The sequence below is a fragment of the Bacillus sp. FSL K6-4563 genome, from assembly GCF_038630405.1.
Classification (GTDB): domain Bacteria; phylum Bacillota; class Bacilli; order Bacillales; family Bacillaceae; genus Bacillus; species Bacillus pumilus.
In genome coordinates this window covers 77,330-92,724 of the sequence record NZ_CP152030.1, presented here as the reverse complement: position 1 = coordinate 92,724, position 15,395 = coordinate 77,330, and the positions used below count along the sequence as shown (strand labels likewise).

General features: G+C 42.2%; 16 protein-coding genes. All 16 read right to left on the bottom strand.

What is annotated here, in order from left to right; genetic code table 11:
- Positions 1 to 135: 135 nt before the first annotated feature.
- Positions 136 to 1,635, bottom strand: coding sequence for a lysine--tRNA ligase (gene lysS / locus MHH54_RS00490; RefSeq protein ID WP_003217915.1), 1,500 nt, complete (start codon positions 1,633 to 1,635; stop codon positions 136 to 138).
- A 90-nt stretch (positions 1,636 to 1,725) separates the two neighbouring features.
- Entirely contained in the window at positions 1,726 to 2,727 is a 1,002-nt protein-coding gene (dusB, locus tag MHH54_RS00485; protein WP_003217922.1) for a tRNA dihydrouridine synthase DusB, read from the bottom strand.
- Positions 2,720 to 2,953, bottom strand: a complete 234-nt coding sequence (locus MHH54_RS00480) for a helix-turn-helix transcriptional regulator (RefSeq protein ID WP_003217963.1) — start codon at positions 2,951 to 2,953, stop codon at positions 2,720 to 2,722. Before MHH54_RS00480 ends, dusB begins: the two co-directional genes overlap by 8 nt.
- Positions 2,905 to 3,408: a 2-amino-4-hydroxy-6-hydroxymethyldihydropteridine diphosphokinase gene (gene folK, locus MHH54_RS00475; RefSeq protein WP_003217988.1), complete on the bottom strand. Its 504-nt coding sequence runs from the start codon at positions 3,406 to 3,408 to the stop codon at positions 2,905 to 2,907. Before folK ends, MHH54_RS00480 begins: the two co-directional genes overlap by 49 nt.
- Positions 3,405 to 3,767, bottom strand: coding sequence for a dihydroneopterin aldolase (gene folB / locus MHH54_RS00470; protein WP_034620891.1), 363 nt, complete (start codon positions 3,765 to 3,767; stop codon positions 3,405 to 3,407). Before folB ends, folK begins: the two co-directional genes overlap by 4 nt.
- Positions 3,760 to 4,617 carry a dihydropteroate synthase gene (gene folP / locus MHH54_RS00465; protein WP_106036312.1) on the bottom strand — a complete coding sequence of 286 codons (858 nt, stop codon included), beginning with the start codon at positions 4,615 to 4,617 and terminating at the stop codon, positions 3,760 to 3,762. The genes folB and folP overlap by 8 nt, the downstream gene beginning before the upstream one ends.
- 9 nt (positions 4,618 to 4,626) lie before the next feature.
- On the bottom strand, positions 4,627 to 5,475 hold the full coding sequence (pabC, locus tag MHH54_RS00460) for an aminodeoxychorismate lyase (protein ID WP_003217905.1): 849 nt from the start codon (positions 5,473 to 5,475) through the stop codon (positions 4,627 to 4,629).
- On the bottom strand, positions 5,472 to 6,065 hold the full coding sequence (pabA, locus tag MHH54_RS00455; protein ID WP_003217897.1) for an aminodeoxychorismate/anthranilate synthase component II: 594 nt from the start codon (positions 6,063 to 6,065) through the stop codon (positions 5,472 to 5,474). The genes pabC and pabA overlap by 4 nt, the downstream gene beginning before the upstream one ends.
- Positions 6,066 to 6,078: 13 nt before the next feature.
- On the bottom strand, positions 6,079 to 7,497 hold the full coding sequence (locus MHH54_RS00450; protein WP_003217936.1) for an anthranilate synthase component I family protein: 1,419 nt from the start codon (positions 7,495 to 7,497) through the stop codon (positions 6,079 to 6,081).
- A gap of 124 nt (positions 7,498 to 7,621) precedes the next feature.
- The gene (gene cysK / locus MHH54_RS00445) at positions 7,622 to 8,545 is read right to left on the bottom strand and encodes a cysteine synthase A (protein ID WP_003217917.1); all 924 of its coding nucleotides are present in this window, start codon (positions 8,543 to 8,545) and stop codon (positions 7,622 to 7,624) included.
- Between the two features lie 77 nt (positions 8,546 to 8,622).
- Positions 8,623 to 9,525, bottom strand: coding sequence for a peptidyl-prolyl cis-trans isomerase (locus MHH54_RS00440; RefSeq protein ID WP_223251241.1), 903 nt, complete (start codon positions 9,523 to 9,525; stop codon positions 8,623 to 8,625).
- Between the two features lie 52 nt (positions 9,526 to 9,577).
- Positions 9,578 to 10,453: an Hsp33 family molecular chaperone HslO gene (hslO, locus tag MHH54_RS00435; protein WP_003217983.1), complete on the bottom strand. Its 876-nt coding sequence runs from the start codon at positions 10,451 to 10,453 to the stop codon at positions 9,578 to 9,580.
- A 15-nt stretch (positions 10,454 to 10,468) separates the two neighbouring features.
- The gene (locus MHH54_RS00430; protein ID WP_008341820.1) at positions 10,469 to 11,245 is read right to left on the bottom strand and encodes a type III pantothenate kinase; all 777 of its coding nucleotides are present in this window, start codon (positions 11,243 to 11,245) and stop codon (positions 10,469 to 10,471) included.
- Between the two features lie 162 nt (positions 11,246 to 11,407).
- The gene (gene ftsH, locus MHH54_RS00425; RefSeq protein ID WP_034620893.1) at positions 11,408 to 13,312 is read right to left on the bottom strand and encodes an ATP-dependent zinc metalloprotease FtsH; all 1,905 of its coding nucleotides are present in this window, start codon (positions 13,310 to 13,312) and stop codon (positions 11,408 to 11,410) included.
- A gap of 95 nt (positions 13,313 to 13,407) precedes the next feature.
- Positions 13,408 to 13,947, bottom strand: coding sequence for a hypoxanthine phosphoribosyltransferase (hpt, locus tag MHH54_RS00420; RefSeq protein WP_003217950.1), 540 nt, complete (start codon positions 13,945 to 13,947; stop codon positions 13,408 to 13,410).
- Positions 13,948 to 13,962: 15 nt separating this feature from the next.
- Positions 13,963 to 15,366, bottom strand: a complete 1,404-nt coding sequence (gene tilS / locus MHH54_RS00415; protein ID WP_034620894.1) for a tRNA lysidine(34) synthetase TilS — start codon at positions 15,364 to 15,366, stop codon at positions 13,963 to 13,965.
- Positions 15,367 to 15,395: the final 29 nt, after the last annotated feature.

Sequence of the window (15,395 nt, the reverse complement as noted above, 5' to 3'; positions counted from 1 at the left end):
ACCTCGTTGCTGTTTTGCGGCAACGAATAATAATATACCACCTTGATTCTTTCCTTGCAATAGTTTTTTTAAAAAAAGTTTCATTTTATGAAAAATAAAAAGCGCCATAGTTAAAATGGCGCATTAATTGATGTATTAGCGGTTTCTCATTTGTGGGAAAAGCAGTACATCTCTGATTGATGGAGAATTTGTTAATAGCATGATTAACCGGTCGATACCGATTCCTAGTCCGCCTGTTGGAGGCATACCATATTCTAATGCTTCAACAAAATCGTCATCCATTAGATGCGCTTCGTCATTTCCTTCTTCACGTTCTTTTAATTGAGCTTCGAATCGTTCTCTTTGATCGATTGGATCGTTTAGCTCTGTGAATGCATTAGCATGTTCACGGCGTACGATAAATAGCTCAAAGCGATCAGTGAAGCGAGGATCTTCAGGATTTTTCTTAGCTAATGGAGAAATCTCCACTGGGTGTCCGTAAATAAAGGTAGGCTGCACCAATGTTTCCTCAACTTTTTGCTCGAAGAACTCATTGATGATATGACCTACTGTCATGTTTTTCGTAATTTCAATTCCGTGATCAGCTGCATGCTGTTTCGCTTCTTCTATAGACATCTCCTGCCAGAAGTCTACACCAGTTGCTTCTTTGACCGCTTCAACCATATGGAGTCTTTTCCATTCAGGCTTGAGATCAATTTCATCTTCTCCATATTGAATCGTGGTTGTCCCTAGTACCTCTTCGGCAATATGAGCAATCAGGTTTTCAGTTAGGTTCATGATGTCTTTGTAATCTGCGTAAGCTTCGTACAGCTCGATCATAGTGAATTCTGGGTTATGACGAGTTGATACACCTTCGTTACGGAATACACGGCCAATCTCGTATACTTTCTCTAGGCCACCGACAATGAGGCGTTTTAAGTGCAATTCAATCGCAATACGCATATAGAGCGGCATATCCAGTGCATTATGATGAGTAATGAAAGGACGTGCTGATGCACCACCAGGGATGCTGTGCATAGTTGGTGTTTCAACTTCTAGGTATCCTTTAGAATCTAAGTATCTTCTCATAGATTGAATGATCTTGCTTCGCATGATGAACGTCTGCTTGCTTTCTGGATTTACAATCAGGTCAAGGTAACGCTGACGATAACGTTGTTCAACATCTTTAAGTCCATGATATTTATCAGGAAGCGGGCGAAGTGCTTTTGTGAGAACCTCAAAGCTAGTCGCTTTAATAGAAAGTTCTCCTACATTCGTTTTAAATACCGCTCCTGTTACACCGATAATATCGCCTAGGTCTGAGCTTTTGAATAATTCGTAAGCTTCTTCTCCTACACTATCTTTACGAACGTAGATTTGAATTTGTCCTTCTAAGTCTTGTATATGCGCAAAGCCAGCTTTCCCTTTTCCACGCTTTGTCATCATACGTCCAGCGATTGTCACTTGGGCAGACTTTTCTTCTAAGTCTTCTTTAGAAAACTCATCGTATTCTGCAATAATTTGTGCAGATTGATGAGAACGGTCATATCGTTCACCGAATGGATCGATACCCTCTTCTCTCATTTTATTCATTTTGTCACGTCTGACCTGAAATTGGTCATTTAATTCTTCGTTGTTAAGCCCTTCATTACTCATTTATATCACTCCAATAATGTATTTTGCAGAGAAAAGCAGAAAAACTGCCAGTACATGCACTAGCAGTGAGCTACAAAAAGAAAGATAGTCTTATCCTACTTTTATACTTTGAAGCTCTTTTGCCTCGGCTTCGATCGTAAAGTCATCAAGAACTTGTACAAGCTCCGCTCTCGTTTCACTTTGATTGATTTGATTTCTCACGTCCGCATTGCCTCGGACACCTTTTAAGTACCATGCTGCGTGCTTTCTCATTTCTCTGACAGCCACATGCTCGCCTTTTAGATCAATGAGTCTGTCTAAGTGAAGCTTGCACACTGACATCTTCTCACGTACATTTGGCTCTTCTTTCAGTTCACCCGTTTCTAAATAATGAACCGTTCGATAGATCATCCACGGGTTTCCTAGTGCGGCTCTTCCGATCATGACAGCATCTACACCCGTTTCATCAAGCATACGTTTTGCATCTTGAGGGGTTTTAACATCTCCATTGCCGATGACAGGAATGGAAACAGATTGTTTGACCTCTTTTATAATATCCCAATTCGCTGTTCCTTCGTACATCTGCACACGTGTCCGCCCGTGAAGCGCAACCGCTTGTCCACCTGCTCGTTCAACAGCACGGGCATTGTCGATAGCGAAGATATGATCTTCGTCCCAGCCCATTCTCATTTTCACCGTAACAGGTTTATCTACAGCATCTACAACAGCAGAGACCATTTCATAAATCTTGTTTGGATCAAGCAGCCATTTCGCTCCTGCATCACATTTCGTAATCTTCGGTACAGGACAGCCCATGTTGATATCGATAATGTCCGCTGTGGTATTCTGGTCTACAAACTTTGCTGCTTCAACGAGAGTGTCTTTTTCACCTCCAAATATCTGAAGGCTCAAAGGCTTTTCCCGTTCATCAATGTATAGCATACCCATTGTTCTTGCATTGTTGATCAGGATCGCCTTGTCACTGATCATTTCAGCGCAGACTAAACCTGCTCCAAACTCTTTCACTGTCAGTCTGAAGGCAGAGTTGCACACACCAGCCATAGGTGCGAGCACCACTTTGTTTTTAATGTCGATATCTCCGATTTTAAACATCATTTCCCCTCCTTCCTTCTTCAAGAATTGGTGAAAGTTCTTCCACCGTTATATTTAAAGCATCTGCTATTTGATCAACCAATTGGTTTGTTGGTAATCGATTGCCTCGCTCAATTTCTCCTAAGACAGAGACAGAGATGCCCAGTCTTTTCGCGAACCCTTCCTGAGTATACCCTTTTAGCTTTCGGTATGCACGAATTCTTCTACCCCACATATCTTTTTCCATATGCTTACACCTTCTTGGTCTGTTACGGCATTTATTTGTACTTCGCCGATTTCTGGGCAAATCTCACTCATCGGAACGAGAACGAATAAACGTTCGTACATTCTAGGATGTGGCACTACAAGCTGTTCTGTTTCAATATTTTCACGATTATAAAGTAAAATGTCAAGATCAGCCGTTCGCGGTCCCCATCTCACTTCTCTTGTTCTGCCTAACTCTTGCTCGATTTTCTGAGTAAGTGTCAGTAGTTCATCTGGGCGAAGCGAGGTGGAAATTTTCACAGCCATATTTAAAAAGTCATCTTGGTTTTCGTAACCTACAGGTGTTGTTTCATATATAGATGAGATTGATTCTACTTGAACCTCTGGATGTTCGTGCAGTTTTTTGACGGCTTCTTTTAAATAGGTTTCCTTTTTCCCTATGTTCGAACCTAAAGCGATGTATGCGGTATTGTTCATGCGCGCGATCTCGTCATTTCAATGGCAACGGACTGATAGTGTCCTGGAATTGGCGGATCTGGTTTGATCACCTTCACTGTACATTCCTGAACTGTCGGGAAGTCCTTTAACACTTGGCTCGCAATTCTTTCTGTCAGTGTTTCAACGAGGTTGACTGATTCACCCTCTACAATGCTTTTGCAGATATGGTAGAGCTCTGCATAATTGATCGTCTCATTGAGGTCATCCGTTTGTCCGGCTTTACTTAAATCAAGTGAAGCTGTTAAATCCACACGGAACCGCTGTCCTAATTTATTTTCTTCTGCAAATACGCCATGGTAGCCGTAAAATTCCATTCCATTTACATATACTTTATCGATGATAAGCGCCTCCCTTATTCAACATGGCATCCATCATTTTTGCCATTCTTGCGATTTCTTTTACATCATGTACACGAACCATCGCACTGCCTTTTTGAATCCCAAGGCAGACCGTAGCCCCCGTTCCTTCAGTACGTTCTTCCGGTGGCAGGTCTAAGACAGCTCCGATGAATCGTTTTCGAGATGTAGCTAAGAGCAGTGGATACCCAAGGTGACAAAAATGTTCGAGCTCATTCATCACTATCAGGTTGTCCTCTTTATTTTTCGCAAACCCTATACCTGGGTCTAATATGATCATGTCATCACGGACACCCGCTTGTTTCGCAATTTGAACACTTTCTTTCAAATCTGCGATCATATCTGAAATTAGATGTGTATAGTTTCGCTCTGGCCGATTGTGCATTAAAATAATCGGCACATTGTGCTTCGCTGCCACATGCGCCATTTGAGGATCTGCCTTCGCTCCCCATACATCATTGATGATGGAAGCTCCGGCTTTCACTGCTTCATCTGCCACATGGGCTTTATACGTATCAATGGAAATCGGTACATCCAATTCTTTTGTGATCTTTTCAATGACGGGAATGACTCTTGAAAGCTCCTCTTGTTCTGAGACAAATGCCGCTCCCGGACGAGTCGATTCTCCGCCTATATCAATGATATGTGCCCCGTCCTCTATCAGCTGCGCTGCATGAGCCAGCGCTTTATCCACTTGATTAAACTTTCCTCCATCTGAAAAAGAGTCAGGTGTGACATTTAAAATGCCCATGACCAATGTCTTTTCTTCATAACTAAGGGTGTGGTGCTTGGCTTGTATGATTTTAGGCTGTTTTATCACTTGTTGTGTCATTGTGTCCACCTACTCTTTATGTTCTAGACGTTCTTTTTTATATTGTGTTCTCAATTTCATTGAGATGATCCGGCTGTTTTGGGAAAAGGAGATTTCCCCTATACTTCTGAAAGGCACAATCCCTTGAACAGAATTGGTCATCCATGCCTCATCAGCTGATAGCAAATGGGAGACCGGGTATCGCCCTACTTTTAGCGACGCCTCCATCGCTTGGAGTGTTTCGATACAATATCGACGAGTGACCCCATTTAAAATGCCTGTATCAAGTGACGGTGTATAAATCACATCGCCTTTTCGCCAAAATACATTGGAGGTAATGCCTTCTGCCACATCATTTTCTTTTGTTAAAAAGATGCCTTCTAACGACGGATCATTTCCCACTTCTCTTTTAGCCAGCAGGTTGTTCATATAATGATGAGACTTGAGGCGCCTTGGACCTTCCGGCGTATTTCTCCTCGTTTGAAGAATGACCCCCTGCTTCTCATCTAAAATAGATTCGGGCCGGAATGGAGAGATCATGACAAACACGACAGGCTCTTCATAAGGATCTGCAGAAAATCCATTGCCTCTGCCTGCAGAAACATTGAAGCGAATTCTCGCATGAGCACCGGCTATTTCGTTTTTATTCAGTAAGGTACGAATGATGTCGAGTACAAATGGTTTCTCTATTGTGGATTCGATGCAAAGGTCACGCAATGATTGATTGAGCCTTTCAAGGTGCCAATCTAACAGAAAGACTTGTCCTGCCAGGCTGGTAAATGTTTCGAATACACCGATGCCATATAGAAAACCATGATCAAAAGGAGAAAGAGTCGCGTCTTTCTCCTCTATATACTGACCGTTCAGATAAATGATCATGCGTTTACTTCATGCCCCTTTTTACGATAGGTTTCAATGAAATTTTTCAGCATTTCTTTTCCGAAGGACGTCATAATCGATTCAGGATGAAACTGTACACTTTCAATTGGTAGCTCTTTATGGCGAATGGCCATGAGCTCGCCTTCCTTTGTACTAGCTGTTGCGTCAAAGCACTCCGGCAGCGTTTCATTTTTGACAATTAACGAATGATATCTCGTTGCGACGAGCGGATTTTGGAGTCCAGTGAAGACACCTTTTCCGTCATGAGCAATCTCTGACGTTTTACCATGCATTAAGCGTTCAGCACGAACGACATCCCCTCCAAAGACTTGCGCAATGGATTGATGCCCCAGGCACACACCGAAGATTGGAATACTTCCCGCAAAGTGCTTGATTGCCTCCATACTAATTCCCGCTTCATCAGGACTGCATGGCCCTGGAGAAATCATGAGAAAATCTGGCTTGAGTTCTTCGATTTCTTGAATGGTTACTTGATCATTCCGTTTCACAATCAATTCTTCTCCAAGCTCACCTAAATACTGGACCAGGTTGTACGTAAATGAATCATAATTATCAATCATTAATATCATGCTCTACTCACCTCTAACTCAAAATAGTCTCTTCTTTGCTCAACTGTAATGCTTTTTTTACTGCATAGGCTTTTTTAATCGATTCTTTGTATTCGTGCTTTGGTACAGAATCGATGACGATCCCAGCACCCGATTGCATAAAGGCTTTGCCTTCAGTGCAGTACGCCGTACGAATGACGATGTTAAAGTGCATATCTTGATTGAATCCAAACCAGCCTATAGATCCAGTATAAAGCCCACGCCTTGTCGGCTCAAGCTCTTCTATGATTTCCATTGTTCTCACCTTTGGAGCACCTGTAATTGTGCCGCCTGGGAATACAGCTCTCATGACATCTACTGCATCACAATCATCACGCAGTTCCCCTTGTACGTTGGATACAATGTGCATCACGTGTGAATATTTCTCAATCGCCATAAATTCGTTCACTCTTACTGAGCCATAAGTGGACACGCGTCCAAGGTCATTCCGCTCAAGATCCACGAGCATCACATGCTCCGCGCGTTCTTTTTCATTTTCAATGAGCTCTTTTGCCAGCGCTTGATCCTCAGCATCGTCTTTGCCTCTTGATCTTGTACCCGCAATCGGTCTTGTTTCTAATTGAGTCCCCTTTTTCTTAATCAGCAGCTCTGGAGATCCACAAACAATTTGGAAATCAGGCGTGTGCAGATAAGACATATAAGGAGATGGATTGACTTGACGTAACGTTTTGTATAAATCATAAGGGTGGGTGTGGAGCTGTTCATCTTGTCTGATGGATAAATTCACTTGGAACACATCACCGCTTGCGATATATTGCTTAATCTTCTCTACTGCTTCTCCAAAGGTTTCTTCCGTAAAAGGTGCTGCTGGTACACATTCTGCAGAAGGTTCATAAACAGGTGATTGTGCTGATTCTTTTGCAGAGCTTGTCCACTTTTGCTTCAAATCTTCGAGTCTTTGATGAATGTCACTCACAGATTCCGCTCCCTCTGTGTGAGTGATCAGCCACAGCACGTTTTCTTCATGATCAAAGACCGCAACATCATTAAACACGAGAAAATAAAGGTCAGGTGTTTTCAGGTCATCAATGGACAGCATCTTAAAATGCTCGATATATCTAGCATAATCATAGCTTAAAAATCCAATCGCCCCACCTTGAAAATCAGGGTATTCCTCATTCGTTTCGGTTCGAAGGGTTTGGAACCAATCCGTAAACGCTCTAAATGGATCGCCTTCTTTGAACAGCACCTCATCTTGATAATGGATGGTTGTCATCCCGTCTTTTCCCTTCGCTTTAGCGATTGGGTGAATGCCAGCAATGCTGTATGAACCGCCGCGAGCACTTTCAAGCAGAACGTGGTGTGTTTCGCCAGCAGTTAATTGTTCGTATCTTTTCAAGAATGCATCTTTCGTAAAAGGAATTTTGATGCCCATCGGCCTGCGTTGTGTCATGTTATCATCCTTTTTCATTTTCATTAATCTTATTGTAATGCAATCCAATTTATTTAGAAAATAGTATTTGCTTTCCATCTACAGATTTCATAAAAAAACCCCAGCAAATGCTGGGGTAATTGGTTTAATCGAATTGATAAAGAGGTGTGCTGAGGTAACGCTCCCCATTACTTGGGATGATTGCGAGAACCTTTTTCCCTTTACCAAGCTTCTTCGCTGTTTGAAGTGCTGCGTAAATAGCTGCTCCTGAAGAAATACCGCCAAGGATTCCTTCCTCCTTCGCTGCTTTTCTTGCAAGCTCAAATGCATCTTCGTTTTTCACTTGGATAATGCCGTCATATACTTCCGTGTTCAAGATGGAAGGGATAAAACCTGCTCCAATCCCTTGGATTTTATGCGGGCCTGGCTTTCCGCCTGATAATACAGGAGAATCTGTCGGCTCTACCGCATAAAGCTGAATCGACGGGATGGCTTCTTTGAGGACTTCACCAGCACCCGTAATTGTGCCGCCCGTACCAACACCTGCAATAAATGCATCAAGCTCGCCGTCGAACTGTTCAAGAATTTCTTTTCCTGTAGTACGACGGTGAATCTCCGCATTGGCTTCGTTGTTAAATTGCTGAGGCATGAAGTAACCGTGCTCTTCTGCCAATTCTTCTGCCTTTTTGATGGCACCTTTCATTCCTTCTGCACCTGGTGTTAATACAAGCTCTGCACCATAAGCGCGTAAAAGGTTGCGGCGCTCCTGACTCATTGTGTCTGGCATCACTAGAATTGCGTTAATTCCTTTAGCTGCCGCTACCATTGCAAGACCGATCCCTGTGTTTCCGCTTGTTGGTTCGATGAGCGTGTCGCCGGCTTTTAAAGTACCTTTCGCTTCAGCATCTTCGATCATCGCTAACGCAATACGATCTTTTACACTGCTGCCCGGGTTCATATATTCAAGTTTCAAGTAGACATCCGCACTGTCTTCATCTACTAAACGGTTTAATTTAACGACTGGTGTATTTCCTATTAGTTCAAAAACTGAATTTGCAATACGAGCCATCACTAACACCTCTATCTCCGAGTAATTTTATTGTATTAATATTAAATTATCAATTTCGAAAAATTTTGTCAATGCTTTTAGTCCTGCTCGCCATCGTAAAACCATGTGACTTTTGCTTCTTTCCACAGGGTTTTAACATTCGCCTTTTCACCTAGATCTTCCATGGCAATCTGCCTTTTGATCTGATTTTTGACTTCTTCATACGAGAAGGAGCGGCCATCTAATTTTTCTTTCAATTGAATAATGGCATACCCGTTTTTGGTCTCGATCGGTTCTTTAGTCCATTGATCTGGCTGAAGCTTTTGAGCTTCCTGTATGTACAGGGCTGGGATACTTTCTTGTTCTTCTGTCACAAACCCAAGATCTCCGCCATATGGAGAGGTGTAGCGGTCAATGGAGCGTTCAGCTGCCACCGCTTCGAAGCTAGATCCGCCTTTTAGATCCTTCAATACATTTTCAGCTTCGCCCTTTGTCTTCACGACGATATGACGAATACGGTATGAATCATCATATTGATATAAGTCCTTGTTTTTTTCATAAAAGGATTTCGCTTCTTTTTCAGAAACGACAGCATCTCTCGTTAAAAGCTGCTCTAATAATATTTGATAACGAATCTGTTCTGTCCAGTCCTTTTCACTCGTATGTCCATCTTCGTAGAAATTATTTGATACCGCTTTAAGCATTAACAATTCACGATTGATTTCTTTTGAGGACACCTCAAGCTTGTTTTCTTTCGCAAGCTGATCGACCACCTTCTGATTAATCATTTGCTCAAGTGTTGCCTTTCCATAGCGGTCTTCCATCTTCTTTAACCATTCTTGACGTGTCACCTTCTCTTTTCCAATCGACGCAATTTCTTCACCGCTCTTCCCGTTTGAAGAAGCCTGTGACATTTGCGACTTTGTTAATACATATGCAATGACAACGGCATTGATCATAAGCAACACGAGAATAAATGTCCATACCACTCTTGCTTTCAGTCTCATCTTTCGTCTCCTTTCCATTCTAAAAAGAAAACCCGCTGCTTAGAGCTTAGCGGGTTATTTCTTCACGTAGCTCTTCTAGCTCTTCTTTTGTAAATACATACGTTTCGTTACAAAAATGGCATTGAGCTTCTGCTTGTCCGTCTTGTTCAATCATGTCTTCAATTTCGGCTTTTCCTAGGCTGATAATGCCATTAGAAAAACGTTCTTTTGAGCAGTTACAAGAGAATTCGACAGGTACAGTTTCTAAAATTTGAGGTTTTTCTCCGAGTACTTCTTCTAAGATTTCTTCTGGTGTCATCCCTTTTTCAATGAGTTTAGAAATGGGTTCAATGGTTGAGAGCCGCTTTTCTAATCTTTCAATGACAGCATCTTCTGTTCCAGGCAGCAATTGAATGATGAAACCGCCTGCTGCAAGGATCGAGTTATCTGGATTGACCAAAACCCCTACACCTACAGAGGAAGGCACTTGCTCAGAAGAGACAAGGTAATAAGTGAAGTCATCTCCAATTTCACCTGAAACGATCTCCGTTTGTCCTGTAAAGTGATCTTTCAGCCCGATATCTTTAACAACACTTAACGTTCCAGATGTCCCGACTGCACGTCTAACATCCAGCTTGCCATGTTCATTTAAGTCAAAATGGACTTGTGGGTTTGAGACATATCCGCGCACCTGGCCCTTTGCGTTTCCATCAGCAATGATGGCACCGATTGGTCCACCGCCTTCAATTTTGACCGTTAGCTTATTTTCACCTTTCAGCATAGCACCCATCATGACTGTAGCTGTCATTGTTCTGCCAATCGCTGCTGATGCTGTTGGCCATGTATGGTGTCTTCTTTGTGCTTCGTTGATTGTATCTGTTGTGTTTGCAGCATATGCTCGGACTTTTCCGTCATATGCTAACGCTTTAACTAAGTAGTCCATTCGATTTTAAACCTCCTATAGTACACCGACACGATTACGTTCATAAATGAGTTGAAGTCCTTTTAATGTTAAGAACGGATCGACAATATCAATGCAGTCTGATTCATTTCCAATCAATGTTGACAAACCGCCTGTTGCAATGACTTTCGGTGTTTGTTTCGCTTGCTGCTTCATCCGTTTCACTATTCCCTCGACTTGCCCAACATATCCATAAAGGATGCCGGATTGCATCGCACTGATGGTGTTTTTTCCAACAATGTGATCTGGACGGACAATTTCAATTCTCGGCAGTTTCGCCGCTCTTGTATATAAAGCCTCTGTTGAGATGGTAATACCAGGTGCTATTGCCCCACCCATGTATTGTTTTTGTTCATTGATATAGCAGTAGGTTGTCGCTGTGCCAAAGTCTACGACAATGAGAGGTGCCCCATATAGATGAATCGCCGCTACTGCATTCACAATTCGATCAGCCCCGACTTCCTTTGGATTGTCACACATAATGTTTAATCCAGTCTTCATTCCAGGCCCTACAATTTGGGGAGTTATGTGAAAGTACTTCTCGCACATTCTTTCTAATGCAAACATCATTGGCGGGACAACAGACGAGATGATAATTCCTTCTATTTGGTCAAACATCAGCCCGACATAATCAAATAAAGACCTGATGGCCATACCAAATTCATCTTCTGTTTTATGACGGCTTGTTTCAATTCGCCAATGGTAGTTTAGATCGCCATTATGATAAACACCTAAAACGGTATTTGTGTTCCCTACATCTATCACGAGTAACAACTTCATCACCACTTTGAATAGTTTCTCAAAAAGAGCATTTTTCGACTTTCTATCATACCATACACGAATTGAGTTCCATTTGTAAACAATTCGAAACCGATCCATTCAGGAATCGAAATAAAAAAAGCTGCCGATGATCCCGGCAGCTTTCACAGAAGGAGATTAGATCTCCTCATCTTCTTCTTTTTTCTTGATGTTCACTTTCACATCATCGTTTTTCTCTTCGTCATCTGCGTATACACGCTCTGGAAGCTTTCCAGTTTCGTAAAGAGATTTAATTTGCTCAGCATCTAATGTTTCAACTTCTAGAAGAGCTTGTGCGATGATTTCTAGCTTATCTTTATTCTCAGTGAGAATTTGTTTCGCACGTTCGTAGCTGTCCTTGATGAAACGCTGAATTTCTTGGTCAATTTCGTAAGCGATCGCTTCACTATAATTCGGCTCGTTGTTAAAGTCACGGCCAAGGAATACTTGACCTCCTTGTGCTTGACCGAATTGAAGTGGTCCAAGTTTATCAGACATACCGAACTCTGTAACCATTTTTCTTGCAATGCCAGTTGCACGCTGGAAATCGTTGTGAGCACCTGTACTTACTTCACCAAACGTAATTTCCTCTGCAACACGACCGCCGAGCAAGCCGACAATTTTATCAAGAAGCTCTGGCTTCGTTTGGAAATAACGGTCTTCTCTTGGAAGCATGACCGCATATCCGCCTGCCTGACCCCGAGGAACGATCGTTACTTTATGCACCATGTCCGCTTCGTCTAGGATAAGACCAATGACGGTATGACCTGCTTCATGGTAAGCCACGATATTACGTTCTTTCTTCGAAATGACGCGGCTTTTCTTCGCCGGCCCAGCGATGACACGGTCAGTCGCTTCGTCGATATCACGCATATCAATTTTCTTTTTGTTATGACGGGCAGCAACAAGTGCTGCTTCGTTTAGTAAGTTCTCAAGATCTGCTCCTGAGAAACCAGGTGTTCTGCTTGCAATGGCTTTCAAATTCACTGTATCATCAAGCGGTTTGTTTTTCGCATGAACCTTCAGCACTTCTTCACGGCCAATGACATCTGGGCGGTCAACCGTAATTTGACGGTCAAAACGTCCCGGACGCAGCAATGCAGGATCTAGGATATCTGCACGGTTCGTCGCAGCGATGATAATAATACCTTCGTTCGCACTAAAACCATCCATTTCAACAAGAAGCTGGTTAAGCGTTTGTTCACGCTCGTCATGACCACCGCCTAGACCGGCTCCACGCTGACGACCCACTGCATCAATCTCATCAATAAAGATTAAGCATGGTGCATTCTTTTTCGCATTTTCGAATAAATCACGTACACGTGATGCACCGACACCGACGAACATCTCGACGAAGTCAGAACCACTGATGCTGAAGAAAGGAACGCCTGCTTCTCCTGCAGATGCTCTCGCAAGCAATGTTTTACCTGTACCTGGAGGTCCTACTAGTAAAACCCCTTTAGGAATTCTTGCGCCAAGCTCTGCGAATTTACGTGGGTCCTTCAGGAACTCTACCACTTCTACAAGCTCTTGCTTTTCTTCATCTGCACCGGCAACATCTTTAAATTTCACACGTTTCTTCTCTTCTGTGTAAAGCTTCGCCTTACTCTTACCAAAGTTCATAACACGGCTTCCACCGCCCTGAGCTTGGTTCAGTAAGAAGAAGAACAGGATAAAGATGATGATGAACGGAATGATGGTTGTCAGAACTTGCAGCCATCCATTTGTTTCAGGTGCTGGTTCTACTTTTACATCTGTATTCTTTAGTGCACTGTAAATCTGGTCAACACCTTGACCATCTGGAACATGGGTAATGAAGTATTCATCTTTCTTCGCGCCATCTAATTGACCACGAATTTCATAAACCCCTCTTACAGGCTGAATGGAGATACTCTCCACTTTTCCCGCACTTAGATTTTGCGAAAATTTGCTGTAAGACATGTTCTCAGGCTTTTGATTAGGGGATCCTAACCAACTGACTACCCCTATCACAAGTAATAAAATAAGTATATAAAAAATCGTATTACGAAAAACCCGATTCATTCCTTACCTCCTCCCACAGTAAGCACAACTATGTTCAATAGTATCATAGAAAATCATTCCAATACAACCAATAACCTCATGTATACGTATGCTGATTAGCCTTCGTAAACAGATGGTTTTAACACTCCAATATACGGGAGGTTTCGGTAACGTTCAGCGAAATCCAATCCATAGCCGACAACAAATGCATCTGGCACTTCAAATCCAACATAATCTGCTTTGATGTCTGCTTTACGACCGCTTGGTTTATCAAGCAATGTCACAATTTTTATGGAGTTTGCTTTACGGTATCGGAAAAGCTCTACCAGATAGCTCAAAGTTAACCCACTGTCGATGATATCTTCCATAATTAAAATATCTCTTCCTTCAACAGAAGTATCTAGATCTTTTATGATCTTTACTTCTCCTGAAGATACGGTAGATTTTCCGTAGCTAGATACATCCATAAAATCAAGTTCTAAATATGTATCAATGTGTTTGATCAGGTCTGCCATGAATGGAAGAGCCCCTTTCAAAACACCAATAGCCAGGGGAAATTTACCATCATAATCGCTGGTTAATGTTGCACCCAGTTCCTTCACTTTTTGCTGGATCTCTTCTTCTGAGATCAAAACCTTTTCAATATCTTGTTTCATGCTTTTGCTTGCCCCCTACAAATTTTCATGCTGTCTATATTGTAATACAATGAGATCGCTGTTTGTCATATCAATTTCTTCAAAAACGGATTTTTTCAGACCTGGGATCCAGATGATTTGATGATCCGAGTCAGTGACGATCGGCCAGCTGTCTCTTTCTGCAAGAGGCACTTTTTTATCAATAAATATATCCTTCACCTTTTTTGATCCATTCATCCCTTTAAGTTTCATTCGATCACCATTTTTTCGTGAGCGAATGATCAAAGGGAAACGAACTTGATCTTTTTGAAGCAAGAAAAAATGGTTTCCGTTCCGTGCATCCTTCGGAACATGATTTGATACCACGATAGACTGCCCATTTGGAAGGAAAAGCTTCTCTCCAAGCTCACCCTTTAAGTGAAGAGCATAAGTCTGGTCTAGTACAAGCGATCGTTCAAAGGTAAACATACAGTAATCATAAGACTTGACAGCTTGTAAACCTTTTGGCAAATCTAATGATCCAGACGGTTGTTCGGTATGAGATAACCAGTCCAAAGTCCCTAGAATATGCTGGTTTGAAAACGCTGATTGAGTGTTTTCATAAAGATAGTTTAATATTAGTTGAATGCCTCTTCTTTGTAAAGGCAAAGGCAGGTCAAGCAAAGGCTTCGTTTTGATCTTAATTTGCTTAGGCGATTGATTCGTTATCACTTGGTTCATTTGTTCCTTTGTTAATGCCTGCAAATATTGCTCATCTTCAGTCAGCATGTCACTTACAAACTGAAAGCTTTCATGTACATGAGGTGCCTCTTCTTTTAACACAGGAAGAATGTGTCTTCTTATCCGGTTTCTCAAGTAGTCATCTGTGTGATTGCTTTGATCAATGACATAGGGAATATGTTCTTTTTCACAAGCGGTCAGCACGTCATCCTTGGAATATCCAATGAGCGGCCGAATCAGCCATCCATCTTGATAAGGACGTTTTGCTTGGATACCTGCGAGTCCTATTCCAACTGTCCCTCTCACAAGCCTCATCATCATTGTTTCTACTTGGTCGTCTCCATGATGTGCAAGCGCTAGAAATTGAGCGTTGTATTGCTCCATCAATTGACGAAAGAAAGCATATCTGCACTCTCTTGCAGCTGCCTGTTTGTTTAAGTGGTTTTCTTTTGCATATTGGGCAACTTGTATGCGGGCCGATTTAAAAAGAATTCCTTGCTCCTTGCAGTATGCCTCAACAAATGCCAAATCAGCAAAGGATTCTTCTCCTCTGAACATGTGATCTACATGGGCTGCAATCAGCTGAAATGAACCTTTTCGACGTTTGTTTAGTTCGTGCAGTAAAAGCATGGAATCTGGTCCGCCAGAAACCCCGACAATGACTGTCGTATTTTCAAGGTAAACATCATGTTTTTTCAAAAATGATTCAATTCTATTCACAACTTCCTCCTCACAAAGAGCAGGTAATT

Excerpts from the sequence above, each read along its gene's own strand:
- lysS (WP_003217915.1), bottom strand. The coding sequence starts at position 1,635 with ATGAGTAATGAAGGGCTTAACAACGAAGAATTAAATGACCAATTTCAG.
- dusB (WP_003217922.1), bottom strand. The coding sequence starts at position 2,727 with ATGTTTAAAATCGGAGATATCGACATTAAAAACAAAGTGGTGCTCGCA.
- MHH54_RS00480 (WP_003217963.1), bottom strand. The coding sequence starts at position 2,953 with ATGGAAAAAGATATGTGGGGTAGAAGAATTCGTGCATACCGAAAGCTA.
- folK (WP_003217988.1), bottom strand. The coding sequence starts at position 3,408 with ATGAACAATACCGCATACATCGCTTTAGGTTCGAACATAGGGAAAAAG.
- folP (WP_106036312.1), bottom strand. The coding sequence starts at position 4,617 with ATGACACAACAAGTGATAAAACAGCCTAAAATCATACAAGCCAAGCAC.
- pabC (WP_003217905.1), bottom strand. The coding sequence starts at position 5,475 with ATGATCATTTATCTGAACGGTCAGTATATAGAGGAGAAAGACGCGACT.
- pabA (WP_003217897.1), bottom strand. The coding sequence starts at position 6,065 with ATGATATTAATGATTGATAATTATGATTCATTTACGTACAACCTGGTC.
- MHH54_RS00450 (WP_003217936.1), bottom strand. The coding sequence starts at position 7,497 with ATGACACAACGCAGGCCGATGGGCATCAAAATTCCTTTTACGAAAGAT.
- cysK (WP_003217917.1), bottom strand. The coding sequence starts at position 8,545 with ATGGCTCGTATTGCAAATTCAGTTTTTGAACTAATAGGAAATACACCA.
- hslO (WP_003217983.1), bottom strand. The coding sequence starts at position 10,453 with ATGGACTACTTAGTTAAAGCGTTAGCATATGACGGAAAAGTCCGAGCA.
- ftsH (WP_034620893.1), bottom strand. The coding sequence starts at position 13,312 with ATGAATCGGGTTTTTCGTAATACGATTTTTTATATACTTATTTTATTA.
- hpt (WP_003217950.1), bottom strand. The coding sequence starts at position 13,947 with ATGAAACAAGATATTGAAAAGGTTTTGATCTCAGAAGAAGAGATCCAG.